The organism is Streptomyces turgidiscabies Car8, from assembly GCF_000331005.1.
In the GTDB taxonomy this organism is placed as follows: Bacteria; Actinomycetota; Actinomycetes; order Streptomycetales; family Streptomycetaceae; genus Streptomyces; species Streptomyces turgidiscabies.
This window is the reverse complement of the sequence record NZ_AEJB01000642.1, coordinates 1-25,399: the sequence shown is the minus strand read 5'-3', so window position 1 is coordinate 25,399 and position 25,399 is coordinate 1. Positions and strand designations below refer to the sequence as shown.

Genomic DNA, 25,399 nt, shown 5'->3' with positions numbered 1-25,399 from the left:
CCCGCCCTCTTTGGAGGAGTTCCCGTGGCCATCTCGGTCTTCGACCTGTTCTCGATCGGCATCGGCCCGTCCAGCTCCCACACGGTCGGCCCCATGCGGGCGGCCCGGCTGTTCGCCCGCCGACTGCGCAACGAGGAGGTCCTCGGGGCGGTGGCGTCGGTCCGCGCGGAGCTGTACGGCTCCCTGGGCGCGACCGGCCACGGCCACGGCACTCCCAAGGCGGTGCTGCTCGGCCTGGAGGGCGCCTCTCCGCGCACGGTGGACGTCGAGGGCGCCGACCAACGGGTGGAGCAGATCAAGGAGTCGGGCCGGCTCAGGCTCCTCGACGACCACGAGATCGACTTCTCCTTCGACGACGACCTCGTCCTGCACCGCCGTAAGACGCTCCCCTACCACGCGAACGGCATGACCCTGTGGGCGTACGACGCCTCGGGGGCCGAGCTGCTGTCGAAGACGTACTACTCGGTGGGCGGCGGATTCGTCGTCGACGAGGACGCGGTGGGCGCGGACCGGATCAAGCTCGACGACACGGCCCTCAAGTACCCCTTCCGCACGGGCGACGAGCTGCTGCGCCTGACGAAGGAGACGGGCCTGTCGATCTCCGCGCTGATGCTGGAGAACGAGCGTGCCTGGCGCACCGAGGACGAGATCCGCTCCGGGCTGCTGGACATCTGGCGGGTGATGCAGGCGTGCGTGTCACGCGGTATGTCCCGCGAGGGCATCCTGCCGGGCGGGCTCCGCGTACGTCGGCGCGCGGCCATGTCCGCCCGCCAACTCCGGGCGGAGGGCGAGCCGTTGGCCCGCGCGATGGAGTGGATCACGCTGTACGCGATGGCGGTGAACGAGGAGAACGCGGCGGGCGGCCGGGTCGTGACGGCCCCGACGAACGGGGCCGCGGGCATCATCCCGGCGGTCCTGCACTACTACCTCAACTTCGTGCCGGGCGCCGATGAGGAGGGCGTGGTCCGTTTCATGCTCGCCGCCGGCGCGATCGGCATGCTGTTCAAGGAGAACGCGTCCATCTCCGGCGCGGAGGTCGGCTGCCAGGGCGAGGTCGGCTCGGCCTGCTCGATGGCGGCGGGCGCCCTGGCGGAAGTGCTCGGCGGGAGCCCCGAACAGGTCGAGAACGCGGCCGAGATCGGCATGGAACACAACCTCGGCCTGACCTGCGACCCGGTCGGCGGCCTGGTCCAGATCCCGTGCATCGAGCGCAACGGCATGGCGGCGGTGAAGGCGGTCACGGCGGCGCGGATGGCGATGCGGGGGGACGGCTCGCACAAGGTGTCCCTGGACAAGGTCATCAAGACGATGAAGGAGACGGGGGCCGACATGAGCGTCAAGTACAAGGAGACGGCTCGGGGCGGGTTGGCTGTGAACATCATCGAGTGCTGAGGGTATGGGCTGGGCCCTGACCAGCGCGTTCGTGGCTTTCGGCGCTGTCAGGGCCTTCCCTGCTCACGGGGCGGAAAGTCCCCCGGAAATCCGAGGGGACGGGTGTCTGACCCGGGGGTTCGAGACATCGCGATCGCTGGTCCGATCCGCCCTGACTGTCAACCGGCGTCAGGATGTATCAAATCGACCCCCAAGCCCGCCAGAGGGGTGCCATTGGATACATGAGTGCTGCGGAGAACTCGCGCCTGGAGCAGCGACTGGCAGGCCTGCCAAAGACCTTCGCCCTCGGCACCGAGCGATTCGAAGCAGCCCCGGGAGAAACCATCCCCAAGTCCAACGTCGCCCGCAGCGTCGTCGACGCGATGCGCCGGGGCTGACACAGCGACATCGGCGAACTCCAGGAAGTCGCACGCGGGTTGGATGCTCCCTCCGTCATCCGTCCCGCCGTTGAAGCGGTGCTCGCGCGCTCCGGTCCCTGGACTGGATCGCCTCCTTTCGAACCCGGGTACGTAGTGCCCGGCCACGGCCCGGTCATCGACGAACACGCCCTGCCCGCGGTACTCGACGCGCCCCGCGACTACTACCGGCTGGTGCTCGCCACCGCCCAGGCCGGCCTGGGCGACGGACTCACGCCACTGCAGGCAGCGCGTCATTGTCGCCTCGGCCCGTTCGCCGACCTGCCCGACGCGGAAGGCATCGTCCTCGACCTGCACCGCGCCTACACCGACGCCACCGACGTCCCCTTCGACCTGACCCAGGCGTTCGCCGAGACAGTCACCTTCAACTCCGGCCCCCTGCATACCCAGGTCCGACCAGCGTCGGCCCCACCTCCTGAAACACACCCTGCCCCACACCCGCCTGCCCAGGAGCAGGGCTTCTGCTCCGGACAGGCCCCGGCGGACGCCGGTGATGTCCAGGTGGTCCTGACCAGGTGTCGGCATGCTCCCTCGGTGATTCCGGTGGCGATCGGCCGGCCGCGTTCAAGGGCGGTGGCGGAGCAGGTGCTCGGCCTTGCCGACAGGTGGTTCACGGCCTCGTCGATGCCCTTGTGCCGGGCGCCACGCGGTCCGGCCGCGCGGGCGGCTTCCTCGAGTGCGGCGGCGGTCTGCTGCATGTTCCCCTCTGGAGTGTGGGAACCCTGCACGCCGACTCGACCCGGCCCTCCGCCCCGCCCGCCCGACCCCTGCTCACCTCCCTGGAGGCACGTCCAAGTACGCCGCCGCGTACCGGTGCTCAAGCTCCTTGATCGCGCCACTGCGCCAGCTCTCCGACACGGACTCCGACACGGGATCGGGGAATATGTCCTCCTCGCCTTTCTCCACTCCGTCGAAGATGTTCCGCGCCGCGGTCTCCGCGGACGGCTTCGGTACGTCGTCGAAGCCTTTCGTCATATCCGTGTCCACGGGACCGGGCAGGACAACGTGTACGCTCACGCCCCGTCCGGACAGAAGGGCTCGCCACGACTGGGACAGGGAGAACACGGCCGCTTTCGAGATCGAGTAGCCCGCCGAGGCAGGCACGGCGGCCCAGGCCGCCAGCGACGCCACATTGACGATGGCGCCCTGGGAACGAGTCAGCAACGGCAGGAAGGCCTGGGTCACGTCCCGCGTGCCAAAGAGATTGACGGCGAGGTGCTGTTCGAGCACGGCGTGATCGCTCAAGTCGTCGGCGAGTGCTATGCCTGCGTTGTTGACGAGGATATCGAGAGACTCGATTTTCTCGGCGGCCGCCTGTATCTGCGCAGCGTCGGTCACGTCCAGGGCCAGCCGCGTGACACGCTCATCCGCGTGGGTGAAGGACTGGCGCGTGCCCGCGTACACGCGCTTCGCGCCCCTCCTCAAGGCTTCCTCTATCAGCGCCAGTCCGATACCGCGATTGGCCCCGGTTACCAGAACGGTTGCGTCTGCGACCGTCGACATGTGATCTCCTCGCTTGGTTGCGTGATGCGAACTTCGTCTCGTCCCGGACCTCTGCCGGGACGCAGGCGGTAAAGCGGCGTCGAGACTGCGATCTCTCGGCTTCGTGTCGGTGGTCGGGCTGTCAGCCACGAGGTTGGTGGTTCGGCTTGTCTGTTCTGCTCGCTGGGACTGTCGTAAAGGCTGTGGACTGACGTGGCATGAGAGATCCGGCCCCGGGCGACTGTCATGGGGTGTCACCCCTCCGGTGATCACGCTGTCGTGGGTGCGAGAGATCGCATGCGGGAAGACCGCCACGTGCGATGTACCGGTGCCGTGTCAGTGGGTCGGCGTCAGTGATGCTTCGTCAGCTTCGTGTGGGAGTGCTGGTGGTGGGTTCGATGCACGCATGCGGTATGCATTTCCCCGCATGCGTGCATCGGTCACGCCCGACTCTACGAAGGCGGGGCCGGAAGCGGATCTGTCACCGCATCGGTCATGGTGCTGCCAAGTGCCGGTGAATGGGGTGCCCCGTGTGGCTCCGGCGGCCGCAGACCATTACTGAGGTGTTCAGGGTGGGGCCGGTGGTGTGAGGGCCAGGCCGGTGGCGGTGAGGCAGCCGTCGATAGGTGTGGCCGGAGCTGGATCCTGCGTAACTCCCGGCGGAGTGTGCGGTCGAGGGCGCCGCGCATGTGGTCGAGGTGGCCGTGGGTGATGACAGTGACGTCTTTCACCGGAAAGGGCGGGATGCCCGTGCACCGAACACCTTCGGTTCCCCGCGCCATCTCAGCGATGGGGCACCTCAGAGCCGAGGCTCCACGCGAACGGAGCCTCGCAGAGGGAGTGAGTCCGACTCGGATCGCCGGCCGCCGACCCCGACGCGGAGAGCCCGCTATGGCACCTCCATGACAGATGAGGTGACGGATCCGCCTCCACAACCTTCACCGTACGGTCCAGACGCCATAAGCGCACTCAGCCGATGCGGTGGACAGAAGGTGCCGGTTTCCGCGCGAGGCTGCGACCAGCAGGTCCGCGAGACCACTGAGCTCGTCGGCTGACGCCTGCCCCTCAATCACACCGAAGAGAACGGCGACATCTCATGAGCCAGCCCAGCACCATCCGCTTCGAACGGACGACCAGGCAGACCGCCAAGATCACGTTGGCGAATCCGCCTGTGAACGTGGTGATTCCTGAGACCGTGGTGACGCTGCACCGGATCGTCGCGGAGCTCGAAACGGACCCCGACATCCAGGTCGTCGTCTTCACCAGCGAGGTTCCCGACTTCTTCTTCAACCACTTCGACGGCTCCGCAGCCGAACTCCCCGTGCCCGAGCACGAGGACGACAACCCGGTCTGGACCGACATGGTCCTGCGGCTGAGCAAGGCCCAGTACGTCACCATCGCCGCCATCCGTGGCCGCACCCGCGGCGCCGGCAACGAGCTGGCCCTCGCCTGCGACCTGCGGTACGCCAGCCGCGAGAAGGCGTTCTTCGGACAGCCCGAGGTCGGCATCGGCATCGTCCCCGGCGGAGGCGGCAGCGAGCGGCTCCCCCGCTCCATCGGCCGCGACCGGGCGCTGGAAGCCATCCTCAGCAGTGCCGACTACGACGCCGAGCTGGCCGAACGCTGGGGATGGGTCACCCGCGCCCTGCCCGACGCCGACCTCGACGCCTTCGTCGACGCCATGACCGCCCGCCTCGCCTCCTTCGACCGGCAGGCACTGGCGACCGCCAAGTCGGCCGTCAACCGAGCGACACTGCCGCCGGACGCCGACCTCGTCGCCTCGTACGACGCATTCGCGGGGACTCTGACAAACCCGGGATTCTTCGCCCGCGCTACCAGGCTCGGCGAGTTCGTTGCCGACAAGGGCCTCGAAGTCGAGTACCAGCTCGGCGAGTACACCGGCCTGGTCAACCAGAACCTCTGATCCACATCGCGCCGCCGGTAGCGTCTGCCGCGGCGTTCTCCAACGCCACAGCAGTACGCAGCCAGTCAGGTGGCCGCCCGGGACGGCGGTCAGCGGTGGTGTACCCGCACTACCCCGCGGGGGCGACCGAAGCGGCGGCCTCAGCCGCCACTCAGGCGGTCTCCCCCGGGGGGGGGGGGGACCGCCGGTCAGCCCCTCAGACGCATCCCGTCCTCGAAGTCGACGCGGGCCAGGTCGGCGCGCGAGACGATACCGAGCTTGGGGAACACGTTGGCCAGGTGATAGCCCACCGTTCGAGGGCTGATCAGCAGCTGTGTCCCGATCTCCCGGTTGGTGAGTCCCTCCGCGGCCAGCCGTACGACTCTCAGCTCCTGCTGGGTGAGGATCGAGCCGGCATCCCGGGCCGGTACGGAGTCGCGGCGCGGTTGCTGCCCGGCCAGCTCCTGCTCGGCACGAGTGCGGGCGAGCAAGGGAGCCGCGTCGAGCCGCCGGAAGGTCTCGGCGGCTTCGGCCAGCTGTGTCCGGGCGTCGGTACGACGGCGGTTCCGCCGCAGCCACTCGCCGTACAGCAGGCGCGTCCGGGCGTAGGGGAAAGCCCGCGACGGAGCTCCGGGGACGTCCAGCGCGAGCCGGAACTGCTTCTCCGCATCCGCTCCGGACGTCAGCAGCGCCTGGACGAGGTGCGTCGCGGAGACCGCCCACGCCGCGTGGGACCGCTCGGCCCACCGCCGCAGCAACCGTGCCTGCTCCTCGGCCGTCGCCGGCTGCCCGGCCTGGATCGCGGCCTCGGCGGTGTCCGGTGCGGCGAGCACCGCGATGGTGGGGTGCGCCGTGTGGTGGCCGTCCTCGGTCAGACGGATCAGGAGGTCCAGTGCCTCCTCGGCCCGGCCGGCGAAGAGCGCGGACATCCCGAGGGTCCACTGTGCGGCTGCGCTGAGAAGGCGCACTCCGCGCGGAGCCGACATTTCGATGGTCCGGGCGGCGAGGTCGGCGACGGTCTGCTCCTCACCGCGCGGGGCTGCCAGCAGTCCGAGACTGATGCGGTACTGCGAGGCCAGTTGCTCGTCGCCGATCTCCTGCGCCACCCGTAGCCCCTCAAGGCCGTTCGCCTTGGCCAGGGTCCAGGAGCCTCGCGCGACATCGAGCGTCAGCGTCTGGGCCAGTGCCTGGGCCAGGGCGGTGACCTGGTCCGTGTGCCGGAGTTCGTCGATCCCCCGGTGCAGAGTCTCCCCCAGTTCCGGTTCGATACCCCAGGCCACCGCCACCGGTGCCGGTGGCATCAGGAGCCAGGAACCGCCGCTGAGCCGGGCGAGGGCCTCACGGCCGGGCGCCACCGCCCGGTCCTGATCGGCTACGCCGCCGCGCTGGTCATCCGTCCACCAGGTGCGCAGCAACGGCAGCAGATCGGCGTTCGGGAAGTCCCCCTGGGAGAACCGCCGTTCGAGCCGCTGGAGTGCCTCGCGCCGCAGTTCGCCGTGCCCGGCCGCCCACGCCGCGCGCAGTGCCATGCTGCCGAGCTTGAACGCCTGCCCGGGGTCGGCCACCCGCTCCATGTCCCGGGTCAGCTGACGGGAGGCGGACTCCATATGGCCGTGTGCGAACTCGATCAGCCCGCGCAGCCCCTCACTGAGCTCCGTGACCGTGGCTTCGGAGGAAAGCCCTTCGGCCTGCTCCAGCATGTCCCGCGCCACATCGGCCTGCCCGGCCTCCCAGGCCGCCTTCGCACCGTGGGCCAGCCGTCTGGCCGCGTCGTCCGTGGCCGAGGACAGCGCCGCCGCACGCCGCAGGGCACGGGCAGCCGTGGAACAGCCACCGCGCGCCCAGGAGCGGTGGGCCGACTCCTCCAGCAGGCGGGCCACCTCCTCGTCGGGTCCGTCCGAGGTCTCCAGGGCTGCGGCGAGGTGCCAGGGACGGAGTTCGTCGGCGTTCTCACCGGTCAGCACGGAGGCGAGCGCGCGATGAACCGCCTGCCGGTCCGTGGTCGGCGCCTCCTCGTAGACCACCGCTCCCATCAGCTGGTGGCGAAGGCAGAGCCGACCGTCCGAGCGCGTGGTGAGCAGGCCCGAGCGCATCGCCTCGTCCCACGCGACCGTGTCGAGGCCGAGCACGAGACCGGCCTGGCACATGGTGTTTCCGTCACTGCGGTCATCGGCGGCGATGAGGAGAAGCGCGGTGCGGGCGGGCGCGGACAACCGCTCGACGCGGGCACGGAAGGCACGGCGCAGGCGTGGCCCGACGGCGATCCGCTCACCGGCGAGCGGGTGCGCCGAGGTGTCGCCGGCCGCCACGGACGTGGGCAGTTCCTGGAGTGCGAGCGGGTTGCCCGCCGCCGCGCGGACCGCGCGGCGGATCACCACCTCGTCCGCGTACGGAGCGGCGGCCTGGGCGAGCAGCCGGGCGTCGTCGTCGTGCAGCCCACGGACCTCGCTCGCCGCCAGCTGCTCCCAGGGGCCCTCGGCGGGATCGTCGTGTCCCGTGAGGAGCATGCCCACGGGCTCGCTGCGCAGTCGGCGGGCGACGAAGGCCAGGCACTGTGCGGAGGGCTCATCCAGCCACTGGACGTCGTCGGCGATGAGCAGCACCGGCCGTTCCTCGGCCAGGTCGCTCAGGAGCGTGAGCACGGCGACGCTGATCAGGAACCGGTCTGCCACGTCACCGCTGTTGCCGAGCGCCGCGTTCAAGGCCCTGACCTGCGGTTCTGGGAGGGTACTGATCCGGTCGGCCACCGGCCAGAGCAGTTCGTGCAGGGCGGCGAACGTCAGTCCCGACTCCAGGCGAGTGCCCCGGCATCTCAGGACGGTGAAGTCCGCGGTGGCGGACTCGGCCGCGTATGCGAGCAGGGCGGTCTTTCCGATGCCGGGGTCGCCCCACAGCATCAGGGCTGATCCGTCGCCTTGACGAGCACCGTCAAGTACCCGGTCAAGGGCTGCCTGTTCCTGGCGTCGTCCGTACAGGTTCATTTGATTGAATCTTAAGGCTGTTGTTGCCGGAGCCACTGGAGAGGCCTCCTCTTCAATCATATGTGGCGCCCCCGTGACGGATTCGGTGACTGATCCGGTGACCGATCCGCTTCCCTCCCTCCGTCCGTAGCGTCGTGCGTGGTCACTGCACGCGCGCACCACCGCGGGAGGACGACATGGCGACGGCGATCACCGGATGGGGAAGCGTCGGCGAGCAAGTCACTCCGCGGACACGCCGGAAGTGGGCTTACGCCCGCTCGACCGTGAAGCGACCAGCACATTCCACCGGGGCGTTCTCCCGCCCGAAGCGCGCATCTCCCCTGGAGCACACGATTGGCACAGCCCAGCACGATCGGCGTGGAGCGGCTGACACCCAGGATCCGCAGGATCACGTTCTCGGATCCACCAGCAGGCCTGTTGGTCCCGGAGACCGTCTCCCGACTGCGGGAAGTCGACGGAATGAGCGAGGACCCGGAGGTCCACGTCGCCGTCTTCACGAGCAGCACGCCCGGCTCCTTCTTCAACCACTTCGATCTCGGTCAGGCCGACGGCTTCGGGGCGCCATCCGACACCGAGGTGACACCGGCGTGGGTCGATCTGGTGGTGCGGCTGCCCCAAGGCTCCGTTCATCAGGATCGCGTCCATCCGCGGCCGGACCAGGGGGCGGCGGGAACGAGCTGACACTGGCCCTCGATCTCCGCCACGCCAGCCGCGAGCACGCGGTGTTCGGCCACCCCGAGGTTCGGCTCCTGGATCCTTCCCGGCGGCGGGGGCACCGAGCGTCTGCCCCGACGCCGACGTGCGAGCGGCCTTCACGGAATTCCTGGGATCGCTCACCTGGCCCGGAGTTCATAATCGCCAGCCCCAGTTCCAGGAGCTCGTCGACGAAAAATGGGCTCGAAGAAGTCGAGCTCCACATGGGCGATTACCTGAGAATCTCACCTCAGCAGTCATGAACCGTACAAATAATTTCTCAGGGAGAAATCGTGAACATTACTTACAGGAACGCGCCGACGAAGACCGTCGATGTCGGCGGTACGCGGTTCGCCTACCGTCGGCTCGGCGTGGATACAGGTGCTACGGCTGTGCCGGTGATCGCCCTGAATCACCTGGTGGGGGTGCTGGACAACTGGGACCCCCGTGTCATCGACGGCCTCGCCGCCAGACATCTGGTGATCACCTTCGACAACCGGGGCGTCGGCGCGTCAGAAGGAAGGACTCCGGACTCGATCGCCGCGATGGCGCATGACGCCATCGCCTTCATCAGGGCACTGGGCTTCGATCAGGTCGATCTTCTCGGATTCTCCCTGGGCGGCATGATCGCGCAGGTGATGCTGCACGAGGAACCTCAGCTCTTCCGGAAGGTCATCCTCGCGGGGACGGGCCCGGCCGGCGGCGCGGGAATCAACAAGGTCACGGCTCTCACTCTCCTGGACACGGCAAAAGCCAAGCTGACGGGCAAGGATCCGAAGGAACTCCTCTTCTTCACCCAGACGGAGAACGGCAAGGCTGCAGCCCGACAATTCATCTTGCGACTGCACGAGCGGACGACCGACCGCGACAAGGAGATATCCCTCAGCGCCACCAATGCCCAGTTCAAGGCCATCCACAGCTGGGGAACTCAGGAACCCACGGACCTGACGACCGTCAAACAGCCCGTCCTGGTGGCAAACGGAGAGGCCGACAAGATGGTACCCAGCACCAATTCCAGCGATCTGGCCCGACGTCTGCCGAATGCTCGACTGACCCTGTATCCCGATGCCGGTCACGGCGGCATATTCCAGTACCACGAAGAGTTCGTCGACGAGGCACTGGGATTCTATGAGTCCTGAACTCTTCGAAGCGGTCTCCGGCGGTGAGACCACCGACCAGCTGTATCCGGCAAGCCCGAGCACGGCGTGCTGGTGACGCAGGCCCTCGTCTCCACCACACCCACGTGTTCGTCGGCAACAACCGACATCGACCGCCGGCAGACCATCATCGAGGAGCTCGTCGACCGGCTCACGACACCGTCCGGCCCGGACCACGGGCTGCCCGCCGGACTGCCGTGCTCGGAGTACCTGGACGCCTCCCGCGATCTCCTGGGCTACGACGGCGAGGCCCACGAGCAGGCCGTCATCGAGCGCTTCGGCGCCTACACGATTCCTTTCGTGATCGACATCGGCAGCTTCTGCCTGTTCAGCACCCGGCCCGCCCGACCGTGCCCGTTCACCCACCGACGGAGTACGTGAATCGGCTCTCGTTCGGCTCCCCACCCAAGAGAAACAGCGAGGACATGACCGTAGACACCGACACCGACAGCACCGTCCGCCCGTTCCGCATCGACATCCCGCAGGCCGACCTGGACGACCTCCGCGAGCGCCTCAGCCGTGTCCGGCTGCCTGACGCGATCCCCGGCACAGGCTGGGAGATGGGCATCCCGGTCGACTACCTGGCCGAGTTGGCCGAGTACTGGCGCACCACCTACGACTGGCGCGCCTGGGAGAAGCGGCTGAATCAACTGCCGCAGTTCACCACCACCGTCGACGGTCAGAACATCCACTTCGTGCACGTCCGCTCGCCCGAGCCCGACGCCACCCCGCTGGTCCTCACCCACGGCTGGCCCGGCTCGTTCGCCGAGTTCCTGCACGTGATCGGCCCCCTGAGCGACCCGCGCGCCCACGGCGGCGACCCCGCGGACGCCTTCCACCTGGTCATCCCGTCCATCCCCGGATACGGGTTCTCCGGCCCGGTCACCGAACGCGGCTGGAACTCCACCCGGGTGGCCGGCGCCTGGGCGCAGCTGATGGCCCGCCTCGGGTACGACCGCTACGGCGCCCAAGGTGGCGACTGGGGCTCGTTCGTCTCCCGGGAACTCGGCCGCGTCGACGCCGACCACGTCATCGGCGTGCACGTCAACTTCCTGACGGCCGACCCCACCGGCACGCCAGGAGAACTCGATGACGTCAGCCCCGACGACCGGGCCAGGCTCGAACGCAACCTGCAGATCCGGGCCGAGGGCAGCGGCTACTTCGCCATCCAGGCGTCCCGGCCGCAGACCCTCGGGTTCGCGCTGGCCGACTCTCCGGTCGGGCAACTGGCCTGGATCGCCGAGAAATTCAAGGAGTGGACCGACCCCACCGGGGATGCGGTCGACCGCGACCACATGCTCACGCACGTCATGCTGTACTGGCTGACCAACACCGCCGCCTCATCCGCCCGGTTCTACTACGAGGTCACCCACGCGTCGGGCCCCGCCCAGCAGGAGGTCGACCCGGCCGGCGGCGTCCAGCCCGAGCGGCCGCCCACCCCGCTGGGCGTCGCCGTCTTCCCGTACGACGCCCTGCCCATCCGCGTCCTCGCGGAGCGCACCAACAACATCGCGCGCTGGACCGAGTTCGGCCGCGGCGGCCACTTCGCCGCCATGGAGCAACCCGAACTCCTCGTCGGCGACATCCGGACCTTCTTCAGCGAGCTGAGTCACTGAGGGGCTCCTGTGTTGCACACCCCCCGAGCAATAGTATTATGGTCATAATCTAAAAACTCCCGAAGGGACCAGATCCGCATGTCCGAGCAGATCCTGCCCACCACCGCACGCGCCTGGCACCTTGAGACCCGCCCGGAGGGCTGGCCGGTACCGTCCGACTTCGCCCTGCGCGAGGTGGACCTCGCCGCACTCGGCCCCGGCCAGCTCCTGGTCGCCAACGAGTACCTTTCCGTCGACCCCTACATGCGCGGCCGGATGAGCGACAAGAAGTCCTACATCGAACCGTTCGCGGTGGGCGCACCGATGGACGGCACCGCCGTCGGCCGCGTCCTGGCCTCCAACTCCGACGGCTTCGCACCCGGTGACCACGTGACGCACTTCCTCGGCATGCGCGACCACGCGGTCATCGACGCGCAGACCGCCCAGAAGGTCGACCCGAATCTCGCACCGCTCTCCACCTACCTCGGCGTGCTCGGCGCCACCGGCCTCACCGCCTACATCGGACTGACGCGGTTCGCGAAGATCAAGGAAGGCGACACCGTCTTCGTCTCCGGCGCGGCCGGAGCCGTCGGCAGCACGGTCGGCCAGATCGCGAAGCTGCAGGGCGCCGGCCGGGTGATCGGCAGCGTGGGCTCGGACGAGAAGGTCAAGCTCCTCATCGAGGAGTACGGCTACGACGCGGCCTTCAACTACAAGAACGGCCCCGTCGCCGAGCAGCTGGCGCAGGCCGCGCCGGACGGCATCGACGTCTACTTCGACAACGTCGGCGGCGAACACCTCGAGGCGGCGATCGACGCGCTCAACCTGCACGCACGCATCGTTCTGAGCGGAATGGTCTCCCAGTACAACGACGAGAAGGTCGTCGGGCCGCGCAACCTGTGGAACTTGTCCGTCACCCGCTCGGACCTGCTCACCTTCATGGTCACAGAAGAACTCGACCTCATGCCGGACTTCATCCGCGACGTCGGCGGCTGGCTCGCCACCGGCAAACTCCGCTACCAGGAAACCGTCAGGGACGGCCTCGACAACACCATCGACGCCTACCTCGCACTCATGCGCGGCCAAAGCATCGGCAAGATGATCGTCAGGCTCTGAACCCCACCGTCAGCCGGCCTCAGCCTCTGCTCGCACGCTTGCCCGTAGCGCACCACACGCTTCCCACGCCGACCGGCGCGTCCAGATCGTGCGATCACCGACCCCCTGGACGGTACGGGGGCGGCTTCCCGGACGGCGCGGCCTGATCCACCGGCCGACCGGCAGGTCGACCGAAAACACTCGGCAGCGGCTGCGGCCACTGGAGTCGGCGCGCCCTTCTCACGTCGTCTGGAGCTTCCATGGACATCTCCACCAGCACGGTCCTCGTCACCGGAGCCAACCGGGGCTTCGGCCGGGCGCTCGCCGTCGAGCTGCTCGGCCGAGGTGCAACGGTGTACGCCGGCGCCCGCGATCCCGGCCAGGTCGACCTACCGGGCGCCAAGCCGATCGCGCTCGACATCACCGACCCCGCCTCCATCGCGGCCGCCGCCAAGGCCACCGGCGACGTGACGGTGTTGATCAACAACGCCGGCTCACCCCCCGGCGCCGACCTGCTCACCGGCGACCTGAACGACATCCGCCACGAGATGGACACCCACTACATCGGCACCCTTTCGGTGGTCCGGGCATTCGCTCCGCAGATCGCGGCCAACGGCGGCGGGGCGATCCTGAACATCCTGTCCGGTCTGTCCTGGGTCAGCTTCCCGGAGATCGGCGCCTACTGCGCCGCCAAGTCCGCGGAGTGGTCCCTCACCAACGCCCTGCGCGTGCAACTCGCCGACCAGGGCATCCGCGTCGCCGGACTGCACGTCGGCTACATGGACACCGACATGGTCCGGGCAGTCGACGCGGCCAAGTCGGCCCCCGCCGACATCGCCCGGATCGCCATCGACGGCATCGCCGCCGGCGCCTACGAGATCCTCGCGGACGACGCCGCCCACCAAGCCCAGGCGGCGCTGGCCATAGGCGTCCCGGCGCTCTACCCCCAGCTCCCCTGAGGACCGGCGGGTCGAGAATCCGCGCGGCCCACGGAGAACCGTCCTGTCCCAGCCTGTCCACGGCGCAGGCCGAGGTTGTCCACCCAAGAACTCATTGCTCAATCACCGATCTGTCTGCAAGGAAACGTCATGGCACAGCTACAAGTCGGCCAACCGGCCGGGCGGGGCTCCACCCTGTGGGTCATCGTCATCACCAGCGTGGCGGGATTCATCACCGCGCTGGACAACCTGATCGTCACCACCGCTCTCCCCTCCATCCGCGAGGACCTCGGCGGCAACCTCGAAGACCTGGAATGGACGGTCAGCGCCTACACCCTCGCCTTCGCGGTCCTGGTGATGTTCGGCGCCTCCCTCGGCGACCGCTTCGGCCGCAGACGCATGTTCATCCTCGGACTCGGCATCTTCACGGCCGCCTCCGTCGCGGCCGCCCTCGCGCCCGGCATGAACGAACTCATCGCCGCCCGTGCCGTGCAGGGCGTCGGGTCCGCGATCGTGACACCACTGACGCTCACCCTGCTGTCGGCCGCCGTCCCCGCCGAACGGCGCGGCGCCGCCCTGGGAGTCTGGGGCGCGGCCAGCGGCATCGCCGTCGCCATGGGACCGCTCATCGGCGGCACCCTCACCCAGCACCTCTCCTGGCAGTGGATCTTCTGGGTGAACGTCCCGATCGGCCTGGCGCTGATCCCGGTCAGCCTGCTCAAGCTCAAGGAGAGCCACGGCCCGAACCAGAGCCTCGACCTGATCGGCACCGCCCTTGCCAGCGGCGGTCTGTTCGGCATCATCTACGCCCTGGTCCGCGGCAACGCCGACGGCTGGACCAGCGCCCCGATCCTGGGAGGTCTGATCGGGGGTGCGGTACTGCTCATCGCCTTCGTCCGCTACGAACTGCGCACCGAGCACCCGATGCTGCCGATGCGGCTCTTCCGGCACCGCTCCTTCAGTGCCATCAACATCGCCAGCCTGCTGATGTTCCTGGGCATGTTCGGGGCGATCTTCCTGCTCAGCCAGTACCTGCAGCTCGTCGGCGGCTACTCGCCGATAGAAGCGGGCGTACGGATGCTGCCCTGGACCGCCATGCCCATGATCGCCGGACCGCTGGCCGGGGTGCTCTCCGACCGCGTCGGGGGTGGACCGGTCGTCGCGGTGGGCATGGCCCTGAACGCAGTAGGCCTCGCGCTCTGGGCACTGGCCGTCGAACCGGACGCCTCCTACACCAGCCTGCTGCCGGCACTGATCGTCTGCGGCATCGGCATGGGCATGTTCTTCGCCCCGTCCGCCAACCTCGTCATGAGCACCGTCCGCCCCGAGGAACAAGGCATCGCCTCCGGCGCCAACAACGCGATCCGCGAACTCGGCGGCGCCATCGGCGTCGCCTCACTGGCCGCCGTCTTCTCCTCCCAGGGCGGCTACGGATCCCCCGCACAGTTCGTCGACGGACTCACCCCCGCGCTCTGGGTCGGCTCCGGCGCGGTCGCCGTGGCCGCGGCACTCGCCTTCTCGATGCCCCGCAAGCCGAAAGCAGACAACCCGACCGCCAACCCGGCCGCCGCCGCTGCGGGCGCCGCCTGAATGCCACACCGCCGACCGGCTCGCACCGCCTCTCGGTGAGCGACCGGGCGTCCCGGGCCCGCCGCGGATGCTGCGGGCCCTATGGCCCCTCCCACCTGCTGCCGGCACTCTGGGGCCGGCAGAGGTGCGGTCGGTCGCGCACTCGAATTCCTCGACTCTCCGGCTTCAGATTCGAGCCGGTTGGTAAAGGGGGTTCGTCATACGTCGGCGAGGGCGACATCACCCGACAGTGCCGCGATGGATCGCACACACGGCCCGGCGCGGTGTTGAGGACGGTGCCGCGTGCGACTGCACCGTCGTAGCGCAGCACGAGCCGCTCGCCGGAGGTTGCGGGCGGCGGAAATCTCGGCCGGTCGTGGGGACGTTCGCAGGCGGCAGGCCAACTCCCGCTTGTGGGCCGCGGCAGTGCGGCCTCGGGGGAAGTCAGGGCCGACGCCCCCGCCACCCTCCGTGCTCCACGTCCAGGGTGCGGGCCGATCGAAGCCGGCCGGCGGCACCCTGATGAGCACCGACCACCTGATGGGGTGCCCAATACCTCGTACCGGTTGGCACTCCCCCCTCCCGTCGATGTGCACCGGTCGCAGAGCAAGGACCAAAAGAACGTGTACGCACGCGTAACACCACGGAGTGAACCGTGACGGAGACACAGGACAACGCATCGGCCGCTGTCATCGCCGAGAGATCCGATGCCGCCCGAAACCGCGCCCGCTTGCTGGAGGCGGCGGCACGACTGGTCGCCGAACAGGGAGCCGAACATGTGACGATGCGGGAGGTCGCCGAAGCGGCCGGCCTGAGCAAGGGCACCCTCTTTCGCCGGTTCGGCGACCGCGACGGCCTCCTGCTCGCCCTCCTCGACGAAACCGAAGCGGAGTTCCAGGAGGCGTACACCGCAGGTCCTCCCCCGCTGGGACCAGGAGCAACTGCGGTGGACCGACTGGCGGCGTTCGGCTGCGCCCTGCTCGGGCGCATCGCCACCGATGCGGACCTGGGCGCAGCGTTGGGACGCCAGGTGCCCTACGCCCGCCGCGCCGACTCGGGCTCCGGCCGGGCCTTCCACCGCCACGTCTCAACTCTCCTGCGCGACATGGGACTTGACGGTGACCACGACATGCTCGCCCACGCCCTGCTCGCCTTCACCAGCTTCGAGGCGGCGGACTACCTGCGCGAGGAGCTCGGGGCGCCCACCACGCGCCTGCAGGCCACGTGGGTCGACCTCGTGCGGCGGTTGGCCCAACCCGAGGGAACATGAGGGCACATGCCCAGCAGGTGACGAGGCAGCGGATCGTCGAGACCGCCGGCCGTCGGTTCAAGCGCGACGGCATCGACTGCTCGGGCATCTCGACACTCATGGCGGACGCCGGACTGACCAACGGCGCCTTCTACGCCCACTTCGAATCCAAGGACGGCCTCGTCGCCACCGCGGTCGCAGACCAGCTGCGCACACTGAACGCGAACGTCGTCACGCAGGCGGCACCGGGCATCGTCGGACTCGAGCAGATCGTGCGGCAATATCTGTCGCGCCAGCACCGCGACAACGCCGACGAGGGTTGCCCCTCCGCCGCACTCCTCGACGAGATCGGGCGGTGCGGGGACGCGACCAAGCAGGCCTACACCGACGGTGTACTGGCCGTCATGGACAGCATCGCCGAGCGCGTCGCGCCGGCCGATCCGCGCTCGGTCCGCAAAAAGACCCTCAGCGTCTACGCCATGATGGTCGGAACCCTGCAGCTCTCCCGCGCCCTGGCCGACCGGCAACTCTCCGACGAACTCCTCGAAGAGGGCATCCACAACGCCCTGACCGCCCTCGGCATCGCGGAGTCCCGCTGACTCGCAGCGGCACAACGGGGCAACCGCTCCACGCGACGATCGGATGCCCGTACGAACACCAACGAACCGACTCCCGCAGGCACGTCACACGCCATCGGACACTTCACAGGCAGCCCTCGACAAGAAATCCCCGAAAAGTCCCCGACGCCACTCAAGGCGAGCCTGATCATGGCAAATCTGCAGGTCAAATGCGTGACCAACAGCCGCCGACATGCCCGTCAAGTACAAGGAGACGGCTCGTGGTGGGCTCGCCGTGAACGTCATCGAGTGCTGAGGGTATGGGCTGGGCCCTGACCAGCGCGTTCGTGGCTTTCGGCGCTGTCAGGGCCTCCCGTGCTCACGGGGCGGAAATGAGCTGATCGACGACATTCCCGCAGCGGCACGCATCGCCGTGCCGCGCGGTACACGCCGCCCGCAGCGTCGTCGACGCGATGCGCCACCGCGGCCGCATCGGCGGGACCCTCGCCCTGTCCGCGCTCGGCCGCTGTCCGCGCCGAGGCGGACGCCGTGACGTCGGCGAACTCCAGGACGTAGCAAGCGAGTTGGGTGCTCTCTCCGTCATCCGCCCTGCCGTTGAGGCGGTGCTCGCCTGATGGCCGACCCCGCGCGTGACACCATCGCCGGCGCTGTCTCGGTGCTGGTTGATCCAGCCCAGGCCGCCGACGTCAAGTCGGTGGCGAGCGCGGAGGTCCCGGTACAGGCCGCGGAGTGTCAGGGCGTGGTCCGGACTCCGGCGGTGTCGATACGCCCGTACGGCTTCCCCGTGGACACGGTCGCGCTCGGACCCTCTCGAAGTCGGCCGGCCGCCTCAGTCTGCGATGACGCGCGCCTTGGGCGGCCGCGCGTGCCGTACGGCATTCAGGAGGCTGTCCCAGGACTGCTGGAACTTCTGTAGCCCTTCGGTTTCCAGGACTTGGGCGACATAACGGAAGGAAATCCCCATACCGGCGAGGGCATCGAGGTCGGAGCGTGCCTGCTTGTAGGTTCCGGCGATGGTGTTGCCGGTGATCTCGCCGTGGTCGGCGGTGGCGTCGAGGGTGGCCTCCGGCATCGTGTTGACCGTGCCCGGCGCGACCAGCTCGGTGACGTAGAGGGTGTCCGGATACGAGGGATCCTTGACACCCGTCGAGGCCCACAGAGGGCGCTGCCTGTTCGCCCGGGTCCGGTCGAGGGCGGCCCAGCGGCCGGAGGGCTGCGTCGATCCGTCGGCAGAGCCGAACACCTCCTCGAAGGCCTGGTAGGCGAGGCGGGCGTTGGCGAGGGCGGCCTTACCCCGAGCCTCTTCGGCCTCGGGGGTGTCGATCGCGTCGAGGCGCTTGTCGATCTCGGCGTCGACGCGGGACACGAAGAAGGACGCCACCGAGTGGATCTTGGAGAGGTCCAGGCCGCGCTCCTTGGCCTTCTCCAGGCCCGAGAGGTAGGCGTCCATGACCTCGCGGTGGCGTTCCAGCGAGAAGATCAGCGTGACGTTGACGCTGATCCCGAGGCCGACGACCTCGGTGATCGCAAGAAGACCCGCGTTGGTGGCCGGGATCTTGATGAGGGTGTTGGGCCGGTCCACCAGCCAGGCCAGTTGCTTGGCCTCGGCAACGGTCGCGGCCGTACCGTGCGCGAGACGCGGGTCGACCTCGATGGAGACCCAGCCGTCACGGCCACCGGTGGCGTCGAACACCGGGCGCAGGATGTCCGCCGCGTCCCGGACATCCGCCGTGGTGATCATGCGGACCGCTTCGGAGACCGTCACACCGCGCAGCGCCAGTTCGCGGAGCTGGTCCGCGTAGTCGTCACCCCTGCCGACCGCCTGCTCGAAGATCGTGGGGTTGGTGGTCACGCCGACCACATGCCTGCGCTCGATGAGTTCGGCGAGGTTTCCGGAGGTGATCCGCTTGCGGGACAGATCGTCCAGCCAGATCGCGACACCTTCGTCGGAGAGGCGCTTGAGTACGTCGTCGGTCATGGAAGAGCTTCTCCTACTGGTGCTTGTCGTCACGGTCGCTGTCCGGGGGCGGAGAGGCAGGCGCGGGCCGCAGCAGCGACGTTCTCGGCGGTGAAGCCGAACTCCTGGAAGAGGACGTTGGCGTCGGCCGACGCGCCGAAGTGCTCCAGGGAGACGATGCGGCCCGCGTCCCCGACGTACTTGTGCCAGGTGAGGCCGATACCGGCCTCGACCGCGACGCGCGCCTTGACGGACGGGAGCAGAACGCTCTCCCGGTACCCCTGGTCCTGCTCCTCGAACCACTCCACACACGGCATCGACACGACGCGTGTCGGTACTCCCTCCGCCTGGAGCTGCTCGCGGGCGCCGACGGCCACGTGGACCTCGGAGCCGGTCGCGATGAGGATGACCTCGGGCGTGCCGCCCTCGGCGTCGAAGAGGACGTAACCGCCCTTGGCCGCGTCCTCGTCGGCCTCGTACGTCGGCACGCCCTGGCGGGTCAGCGCGAGACCGTGCGGGGCGCCCTTGCCGAAGACCTTCGTCCAGCGCTTGAGGATCTCGCGCCAGGCGATGGCCGTCTCGTTGGCGTCGGCCGGGCGCACCACGTTCAGGCCCGGGATGGCGCGCAGCGACGCGATGTGCTCGACCGGCTGGTGCGTCGGGCCGTCCTCGCCGAGACCGATGGAGTCGTGCGTCCACACGTACGTCACCGGAACGTGCATCAGCGCGGACAGCCGCACCGCGTTGCGCATGTAGTCGGAGAAGACGAGGAACGTACCGCCGTAGACACGGGTGTTGCCGTGCAGGGCGATGCCGTTCATCTCGGCGGCCATCGAGTGCTCGCGGATACCGAAGTGGATCGTGCGCCCGTACGGGTCCGCCTCCGGCAGCGGGTTGCCCTTCGGGAGGAAGGAGGACGTCTTGTCGATGGTCGTGTTGTTCGAGCCGGCCAGGTCGGCCGAGCCGCCCCACAGCTCCGGGATGACCGCGCCCAGCGCCTGCAGGACCTTGCCGGACGCGGCACGGGTGGCGACACCCTTGCCCGCCTCGAAGACCGGGAGCTTCTCCTCCCAGCCGCCCGGCAGTTCACCCGCGGCGATGCGGTCGAACTCGGCGGCGCGCCCGGCGTTGCTGTTGCGCCACTCCTGGAACGACTTCTCCCACTCCGCCCTGGCCTGACGGCCGCGCTCCAGCGCCTCGCGGGTGTGGTCAAGGACGGCGTCCGAAACCTCGAAGGACTGCTCCGGGTCGAAGCCGAGGACCCGCTTGGTGGCCGCCACCTCGTCGTCGCCGAGGGCCGAGCCGTGCGCGGCCTCGGTGTTCTGGGCGTTCGGGGCGGGCCAGGCGATGATCGAGCGCATCGCGATGAACGACGGCCTGTCGGTGACCTGCTTGGCGGCCTGCACGGCGTTGTAGATGGCGTGCGGGTCGAGGTCACCGTCCGGCTTCGGGGCGATCCGCTGCACATGCCAGCCGTACGCCTCGTACCGCTTGACGACGTCCTCGGAGACGGCCGTCTCGGTGTCGCCCTCGATCGAGATGTGGTTGTCGTCCCACAACAGGACCAGGTTGCCGAGCTTCTGGTGGCCGGCCAGCGAGGACGCCTCCGCGGAGATGCCCTCCTGCAGGCAGCCGTCACCGGCGATCGCGAAGATGAAGTGGTCGAACGGCGACTCCCCCACGGGAGCCTCCGGGTCGAACAGACCGCGCTCGTAACGGGCGGCCATCGCCATGCCCACAGCGTTGGCGACACCCTGGCCCAGCGGACCCGTCGTCGTCTCCACGCCCGTCGTGTGCCCGTACTCCGGGTGGCCGGGGGTCTTCGAACCCCACGTCCGGAACGCCTTCAGGTCATCCAGCTCCAGGCCGAAACCGGCCAGGTAGAGCTGGGTGTAGAGGGTCAGGGACGAGTGACCGGCGGACAGCACGAAACGGTCGCGCCCGACCCAGTCGGCGTCCGCCGGGTCGTGCCGCATCACCTTCTGGAAAAGGGTGTACGCGGCGGGGGCCAGGCTCATCGCCGTACCGGGATGGCCGTTGCCGACCTTCTGTACGGCATCGGCGGCCAGGACGCGGGCGGTGTCCACAGCCCGCTGGTCCAACTCGGTCCACTCGAAGGCGGCAGCGGTCAAGGGCGGGTTCACGCCTGAACTCCTGAGTCTGTTGTCTGTGCGGGACGGAGGGAAGAAGAGGGCAGAGGGTGAGGCGGTCCCTCCCGCTGGGGAGGAGCGGGAGGGACGCGCAAGAACCCAGCGGTGCCGCCTACTTGCCCCAGAGCTTCCGGTACGCCTCGCGATAACCCTTCGGGTCCCAGGCGGAGCCGCCGCCGCTGTTGGCCGCCGTCGTGATGTGCACAGGTGCGACATAGCCGCTGGCGGGTTTGCCGGCGAAGGCGCGGTTGAACTCGTCGACCATCTGCCAGCCCTGCTCGGACAGCGGCTCGGGCACCGTGGCCGCCTGGAACTGCTTGCTGTTGATGCGCTGGAAGGCCGACGGGTCACCGTCGCCCGCGCCGATGCTGAACGGAGCGCCGTTGCCCTGCTTGCCGCCCGACCGCAGCGCGGGTGCCGCGTCGGCGAAGTAGAGGTCGTTGATGGCCACCGAGTGCGTCCATTTCGTGCCGAAGCGGGACAGCAGCGCGGAGACCTCCTGCGGAGTGCGGCTGCTGGCGTCGGCGATCGGGATGTTGGAGGTGGACAGCACCTTGACGTCGGAGCAGGTGGCGAGTTCCTTCTCGATGAGGTCCGACTTGCCCTTGGCGAACGGGATGGACGCGTCGGTGAAGACCACCACGCCGGCCCGGCCGTTGGACTGACTGATGATCCAGTCGGCGCTGATCTTCGCCACGTCCTCGACCTTGGTGGTGATGTTGCTGAAGAGCTTCGGGTCCGTGCTGGGTCCGGGTGTGCCGACGGCGTGCCAGCCGATGAGCGGGATACCGGCGGCGTCGGCCTGGGCGATCTGCTGGGCGGTCGACTTGGGGTCGAAGCCGGACAGGACGATGCCGTCGGGCTTGACCGTCACGGCCTGGCTGACGGCGGCCTGGATACCGGCCGGGGTGCCCTGGCCGTCGATGACCCTCACCTTCCAGCCGATGGCCTTCGCGGCCTCCTTGACCCCTTCGGCGGCTCCCGCGACACCGGGGTTGGTCATGCTCTGGGCGACGTAGACGATCGTCTTGCCGGCGACCGCCTTGGGACCGGTGGACGGTCCGCCCCAGGGGGCGTCGACGGCCTCGGCGCCGCTGACCGCCTGCTTCGCCTTCTCGAGGACGGCAGGGCAACCTGCCTTCGAGGAGCCACCGACGGCGGCGGTGGAGTCGGCGCTCTCTGAGCCCCTGCTGCAGCCTGCGACGGAGGCGGTGAGCACTGCCAGTGCGGCTACGGCTCTGAATGTTGCCTTGCGGGTGGGGTGGTACGACACGATGGTGCTCCTTGAGGACGTTCTGCAGGCGGGAGGCGAGGCGCGGGACCGGAGGGACCGGACGAGGTGATACGTCGGTCAGGACGGGCCGGGCGTGTCACCGTCGGACGAACCGGTGGCGGCGGGCGTCGGCTGCGCCGTGGCCGCTTCCGGCACGGGCGTGGACGGTGAGCGGCGGGTGGCGGTGGCGCCGGCGCGCAGTCGGCGGCGGGCGGAGTAGCCGGCCAGGCCGACCGCGAGGAGCAGCGTGCCGCCGTTGAACAGGGGGGTTGCCCAGAACTCGGCTCCGAGCTGACCGATGCCGGCGAGTCCGATGGCGAGGATGGTGACGGCGACCACGGTTCCGGCGGCGTTGGCGCGGCCCGGTTTGATGGCGGTGGAGCCGAGCAGGGCACCGACGAAGGCCGGCAGCAGGTAGTCCATGCCGACGCTCGGGTTGCCGATGGTCTGCTGCGCGGCGAGCAGGACGCCCGCGAATCCGACGACGAGTCCGGAACCGGCGAAGGCGTAGATGCCGTAGCGGCGCGTGGGGATGCCCACGAGGTCGGCGGCGCGGGCGTTGGAGCCGATGACGTAGAGGTAGCGGCCGAGCGGCAGGCGCTCAAGCAGCAGCCACAGCAGCACGGCCAGCGCGAGGACGTAGAAGGCCGGGACCGGCAGGCCGAGGAACTTGGAGTTGTACAGGTCGGTGAAGGCCGGGGGCAGGCCCTGGGGGCCCGGCACGATCCGGGCGCCGTCGGTGATCCAGCCGGTGCAGGCGTACAGGACGCTGCCGGTGCCGAGGGTGGCGATGAAGGAGTCGATCTTGGCGAACTCCACCAGCAGACCGTTGAACACGCCGATGAGGCCGCCGCCGAGGATGACGACGAGGCAGGCCATCGGCCAGGGCCAGCCGTTGTTCACGATGAGCTGCATGGCCAGGACGTGGGCGAGGCCGAGGCCGTAGCCGACGGACAGGTCGAACTTGCCGGTGACGATGGGGATCATCGCGCCGAGCGCGAGGATCGCGGGGATCGACTGGTTGGACAGGATCGACGACGCGTTCTCCATCGTCGGGAAGGTGTCCGGCAGCGCCAGGGCGAAGATCACGAACAGCAGGACCGTCAGGCCGAGCAGCCCGTAGGTGCCGATGAGGTGGCCGCCGCGCAGCCGGGCGCCTGTTCCGCCGTCGTCAGCGCCCTTGTCGGTGCCGCCGGGTCGCAGTCTGCGCGGGCCCCGGGCCGTGGCCTTGCGGGCGCCGCCGCGTGCATCGGCGGACCCGTCCCGTTGTTCGCTTCCGCCGTGGTCGGCCCGCCGACGGGCGGATTCGGTCTCGGTGGCCATCAGTTGTCCGCCGTTCCGGTCAGCGCCGGCATGGCCGACGCGGCGTGGGTGAGTTCGGTGACGGTGAGGGCTTCGCCGCTGAGTTCGGCGGTCACGGTGCCCCGTACGAAGACCAGGGCGCGGTGACACACGTCGGCGACTTCCTCGAAGTCGGTGGAGATGAGGAGGACCGCGAGTCCTTGGGCGAGCGCGTCGTCGAGCAGGCGGTAGATCTCCGCCTTGGCACCGACGTCGACTCCCGCGGTCGGCTCCTCCAGGATCACTACGCGCCTGCTGAGACGCAGCCAGCGGCCGATCATGACCTTCTGCTGGTTGCCACCGGACAGGGTCGCGATGGGTGCCTCGGAGTTGGCCGGCCGTACTCCGAACCTCTCGACCAGCGATGCCGCCGCGGCGCGCTCGCGTGAGGGGCTGATCCAACGCCACGGGGAACGGCTGTCGGCACGCGGGTTGGCCAGGAAGTTCTCCCGGACGGTGAGTTCGAGAGCGCAGCCCTCCTCCTGCCGGTTGCTGGTGACGAAGCCGATGCCGGCGTCGACGGCCGCAGCGGGTGAACCGGGCCGGTAAGGCCTGCCGTCCAGCAGTGCTTCACCGTCGTGAATCGGCCGGGAACCGGCGAGGGCGCGGCCGAGATCCATGTGGCCGGCGCCCGTGAGGCCGACCATGCCGAGAACCTCCCCGGCCCGCACTTCCAGGTCGACGGGACCCGCGCCGTCGGTGGTGACGCCGGTGAGGCGCAGCACGGTCGGCGCCTCTCCGGTGGGGGCTCTGGGGCCGGGTTCCGACCGGTGGCTCTCCGGTTCGTGGCCGACGATGTCGCGCACGATGCGGTCGGGCCCGTGGTCGGCGAGGCGGCCCTCACTGATGAGGTGGCCGTCACGTAGGACGGCGAAGCTGTCGGCGACCTGGTAGACCTCGTCGAGCCGGTGACTGACGTACACGATGCCGTGGCCGCGGTCGCGCAGGGTGTGCAGTACGTCGAAGAGCCGGGCGCAGTCCGCGGCGGGCAGGCTCGCGGTGGGTTCGTCGAGGACGATGAGCCGGGCCCTCGTGGACAGGGCGCGGGCGATGGCCACGAGGGACCGCTCGGCCCGGGTGAGGTCGGCGACCCTGGTGTCCGGGTCGAGATGCCCGGCGACGATGTCCAGCGCGGCGGTACTGCGCTCGCGGACCTGCCGCCAGGAGACGAGACCGCCGCGGCGCGGGTAGCCGGTGCCGAGAGCGATGTTCTCGGCGACCGTCATCCATTCGACCAGGCCGAGGTCCTGGTGGATGAAGGACATCTCGGCGGCGGCGGCTTCGGTGCCGAGGGAGTGGCCGGCGACGGTGACCTCGCCGTTCTCCGCTCGGTAGACCCCGGCAAGTATCTTGATAAGGGTGGATTTGCCAGCACCATTGTGACCCAATAGGGCAAGGATGCTGCCTGAGTGGATGTCGAGGTCGACATCAGCGAGGGCGAGGGTGCCGCCGAACCGCTTGCGCAGCCCCCGGATGCTCACCAGGGGTCGGTGCGGAGCTGTGTCATCGGGAGCGTCATACACGGGCTTCTCCGAAGGGATCTGCCAGCCGAGGACCACTCCATCGGCTCGACCAGAATCCTGTACAGCTACCAGCATGTTGGTCAATAGGTCGGCCAGCTTTTATTGCC

Annotated in this window: 20 protein-coding genes and 1 pseudogene; 13 read left to right on the top strand and 8 right to left on the bottom strand. The window is 69.1% G+C overall.

The features are described from left to right. Nucleotides 1-24: 24 nt before the first annotated feature. Both STRTUCAR8_RS44750 and STRTUCAR8_RS54950 read left to right on the top strand, forming a co-directional pair. A complete protein-coding gene (locus STRTUCAR8_RS44750; RefSeq protein ID WP_006383130.1) occupies nucleotides 25-1,392 on the top strand; it encodes an L-serine ammonia-lyase in 1,368 nt (455 codons plus the stop codon). 221 nt (nucleotides 1,393-1,613) lie between these two features. Beyond that, entirely contained in the window at nucleotides 1,614-1,769 is a 156-nt protein-coding gene (locus STRTUCAR8_RS54950) for a hypothetical protein (RefSeq protein WP_234372652.1), read from the top strand. A gap of 810 nt (nucleotides 1,770-2,579) precedes the next feature. Here the strand turns inward: STRTUCAR8_RS54950 and STRTUCAR8_RS44740 are convergent. Together STRTUCAR8_RS44740 and STRTUCAR8_RS55955 are read right to left on the bottom strand one after the other, a co-directional pair. Further along, the gene (locus tag STRTUCAR8_RS44740; RefSeq protein WP_006383123.1) at nucleotides 2,580-3,311 is read right to left on the bottom strand and encodes an SDR family NAD(P)-dependent oxidoreductase; all 732 of its coding nucleotides are present in this window, start codon (nucleotides 3,309-3,311) and stop codon (nucleotides 2,580-2,582) included. A 546-nt stretch (nucleotides 3,312-3,857) separates the two neighbouring features. Beyond that, nucleotides 3,858-3,967 (bottom strand): annotated as a pseudogene (locus STRTUCAR8_RS55955) (IS630 family transposase); the annotation flags it as partial. Nucleotides 3,968-4,386: 419 nt separating this feature from the next. Here STRTUCAR8_RS55955 and STRTUCAR8_RS44735 point away from each other — a divergent pair. Continuing rightward, the gene (locus STRTUCAR8_RS44735; RefSeq protein ID WP_006383132.1) at nucleotides 4,387-5,214 is read left to right on the top strand and encodes an enoyl-CoA hydratase/isomerase family protein; all 828 of its coding nucleotides are present in this window, start codon (nucleotides 4,387-4,389) and stop codon (nucleotides 5,212-5,214) included. 188 nt (nucleotides 5,215-5,402) lie between these two features. Here STRTUCAR8_RS44735 and STRTUCAR8_RS44730 read toward each other — a convergent pair whose 3' ends face one another. Beyond that, nucleotides 5,403-8,174 (bottom strand): helix-turn-helix transcriptional regulator, encoded by a 2,772-nt coding sequence (locus STRTUCAR8_RS44730; protein ID WP_044473972.1) that lies wholly within the window; start codon nucleotides 8,172-8,174, stop codon nucleotides 5,403-5,405. A 333-nt stretch (nucleotides 8,175-8,507) separates the two neighbouring features. Between STRTUCAR8_RS44730 and STRTUCAR8_RS44725 the strand changes: the two genes are divergently transcribed. The 10 genes from STRTUCAR8_RS44725 to STRTUCAR8_RS50970 all read left to right on the top strand — a co-directional run bounded on the left by STRTUCAR8_RS44725 (nucleotide 8,508) and on the right by STRTUCAR8_RS50970 (nucleotide 17,662). Next, nucleotides 8,508-8,855 (top strand): Clp protease/crotonase-like domain-containing protein, encoded by a 348-nt coding sequence (locus tag STRTUCAR8_RS44725; protein ID WP_006383122.1) that lies wholly within the window; start codon nucleotides 8,508-8,510, stop codon nucleotides 8,853-8,855. 305 nt (nucleotides 8,856-9,160) lie between these two features. Continuing rightward, nucleotides 9,161-10,006, top strand: a complete 846-nt coding sequence (locus tag STRTUCAR8_RS44720) for an alpha/beta fold hydrolase (protein WP_006383131.1) — start codon at nucleotides 9,161-9,163, stop codon at nucleotides 10,004-10,006. A gap of 72 nt (nucleotides 10,007-10,078) precedes the next feature. Further along, on the top strand, nucleotides 10,079-10,405 hold the full coding sequence (locus STRTUCAR8_RS44715; protein WP_143666582.1) for a hypothetical protein: 327 nt from the start codon (nucleotides 10,079-10,081) through the stop codon (nucleotides 10,403-10,405). A 44-nt stretch (nucleotides 10,406-10,449) separates the two neighbouring features. Continuing rightward, complete coding sequence (locus tag STRTUCAR8_RS44710; RefSeq protein WP_044473976.1) at nucleotides 10,450-11,640, top strand: epoxide hydrolase family protein; 1,191 nt, start codon at nucleotides 10,450-10,452, stop codon at nucleotides 11,638-11,640. A gap of 78 nt (nucleotides 11,641-11,718) precedes the next feature. After that, nucleotides 11,719-12,735 carry an NADP-dependent oxidoreductase gene (locus STRTUCAR8_RS44705; protein WP_006383116.1) on the top strand — a complete coding sequence of 339 codons (1,017 nt, stop codon included), beginning with the start codon at nucleotides 11,719-11,721 and terminating at the stop codon, nucleotides 12,733-12,735. Nucleotides 12,736-12,974: 239 nt separating this feature from the next. Further along, entirely contained in the window at nucleotides 12,975-13,673 is a 699-nt protein-coding gene (locus STRTUCAR8_RS44700; RefSeq protein WP_006383126.1) for an SDR family oxidoreductase, read from the top strand. Between the two features lie 129 nt (nucleotides 13,674-13,802). After that, the gene (locus tag STRTUCAR8_RS44695; protein WP_006383112.1) at nucleotides 13,803-15,242 is read left to right on the top strand and encodes a DHA2 family efflux MFS transporter permease subunit; all 1,440 of its coding nucleotides are present in this window, start codon (nucleotides 13,803-13,805) and stop codon (nucleotides 15,240-15,242) included. Nucleotides 15,243-15,876: 634 nt separating this feature from the next. Then, on the top strand, nucleotides 15,877-16,491 hold the full coding sequence (locus tag STRTUCAR8_RS44690) for a TetR/AcrR family transcriptional regulator (protein WP_006383134.1): 615 nt from the start codon (nucleotides 15,877-15,879) through the stop codon (nucleotides 16,489-16,491). Next, the gene (locus STRTUCAR8_RS44685; protein WP_006383113.1) at nucleotides 16,488-17,069 is read left to right on the top strand and encodes a TetR/AcrR family transcriptional regulator; all 582 of its coding nucleotides are present in this window, start codon (nucleotides 16,488-16,490) and stop codon (nucleotides 17,067-17,069) included. Before STRTUCAR8_RS44690 ends, STRTUCAR8_RS44685 begins: the two co-directional genes overlap by 4 nt. Before the next feature lie 431 nt (nucleotides 17,070-17,500). After that, on the top strand, nucleotides 17,501-17,662 hold the full coding sequence (locus tag STRTUCAR8_RS50970) for a hypothetical protein (protein WP_006383118.1): 162 nt from the start codon (nucleotides 17,501-17,503) through the stop codon (nucleotides 17,660-17,662). A 215-nt stretch (nucleotides 17,663-17,877) separates the two neighbouring features. On the opposite strand, the gene tal is transcribed toward STRTUCAR8_RS50970, so the two are convergent. From tal to STRTUCAR8_RS44660, 5 genes are all read right to left on the bottom strand, one after another. After that, on the bottom strand, nucleotides 17,878-19,026 hold the full coding sequence (gene tal, locus STRTUCAR8_RS44680) for a transaldolase (RefSeq protein ID WP_006383114.1): 1,149 nt from the start codon (nucleotides 19,024-19,026) through the stop codon (nucleotides 17,878-17,880). A gap of 29 nt (nucleotides 19,027-19,055) precedes the next feature. Beyond that, a complete protein-coding gene (tkt, locus tag STRTUCAR8_RS44675) occupies nucleotides 19,056-21,149 on the bottom strand; it encodes a transketolase (RefSeq protein ID WP_006383124.1) in 2,094 nt (697 codons plus the stop codon). Nucleotides 21,150-21,267: 118 nt separating this feature from the next. Continuing rightward, nucleotides 21,268-22,428, bottom strand: a complete 1,161-nt coding sequence (locus STRTUCAR8_RS44670; RefSeq protein WP_006383115.1) for a substrate-binding domain-containing protein — start codon at nucleotides 22,426-22,428, stop codon at nucleotides 21,268-21,270. A 78-nt stretch (nucleotides 22,429-22,506) separates the two neighbouring features. Next, the gene (locus STRTUCAR8_RS44665; RefSeq protein WP_006383125.1) at nucleotides 22,507-23,751 is read right to left on the bottom strand and encodes an ABC transporter permease; all 1,245 of its coding nucleotides are present in this window, start codon (nucleotides 23,749-23,751) and stop codon (nucleotides 22,507-22,509) included. Beyond that, nucleotides 23,751-25,292, bottom strand: coding sequence for a sugar ABC transporter ATP-binding protein (locus STRTUCAR8_RS44660; RefSeq protein ID WP_044473974.1), 1,542 nt, complete (start codon nucleotides 25,290-25,292; stop codon nucleotides 23,751-23,753). The genes STRTUCAR8_RS44665 and STRTUCAR8_RS44660 overlap by 1 nt, the downstream gene beginning before the upstream one ends. Nucleotides 25,293-25,399: the final 107 nt, after the last annotated feature.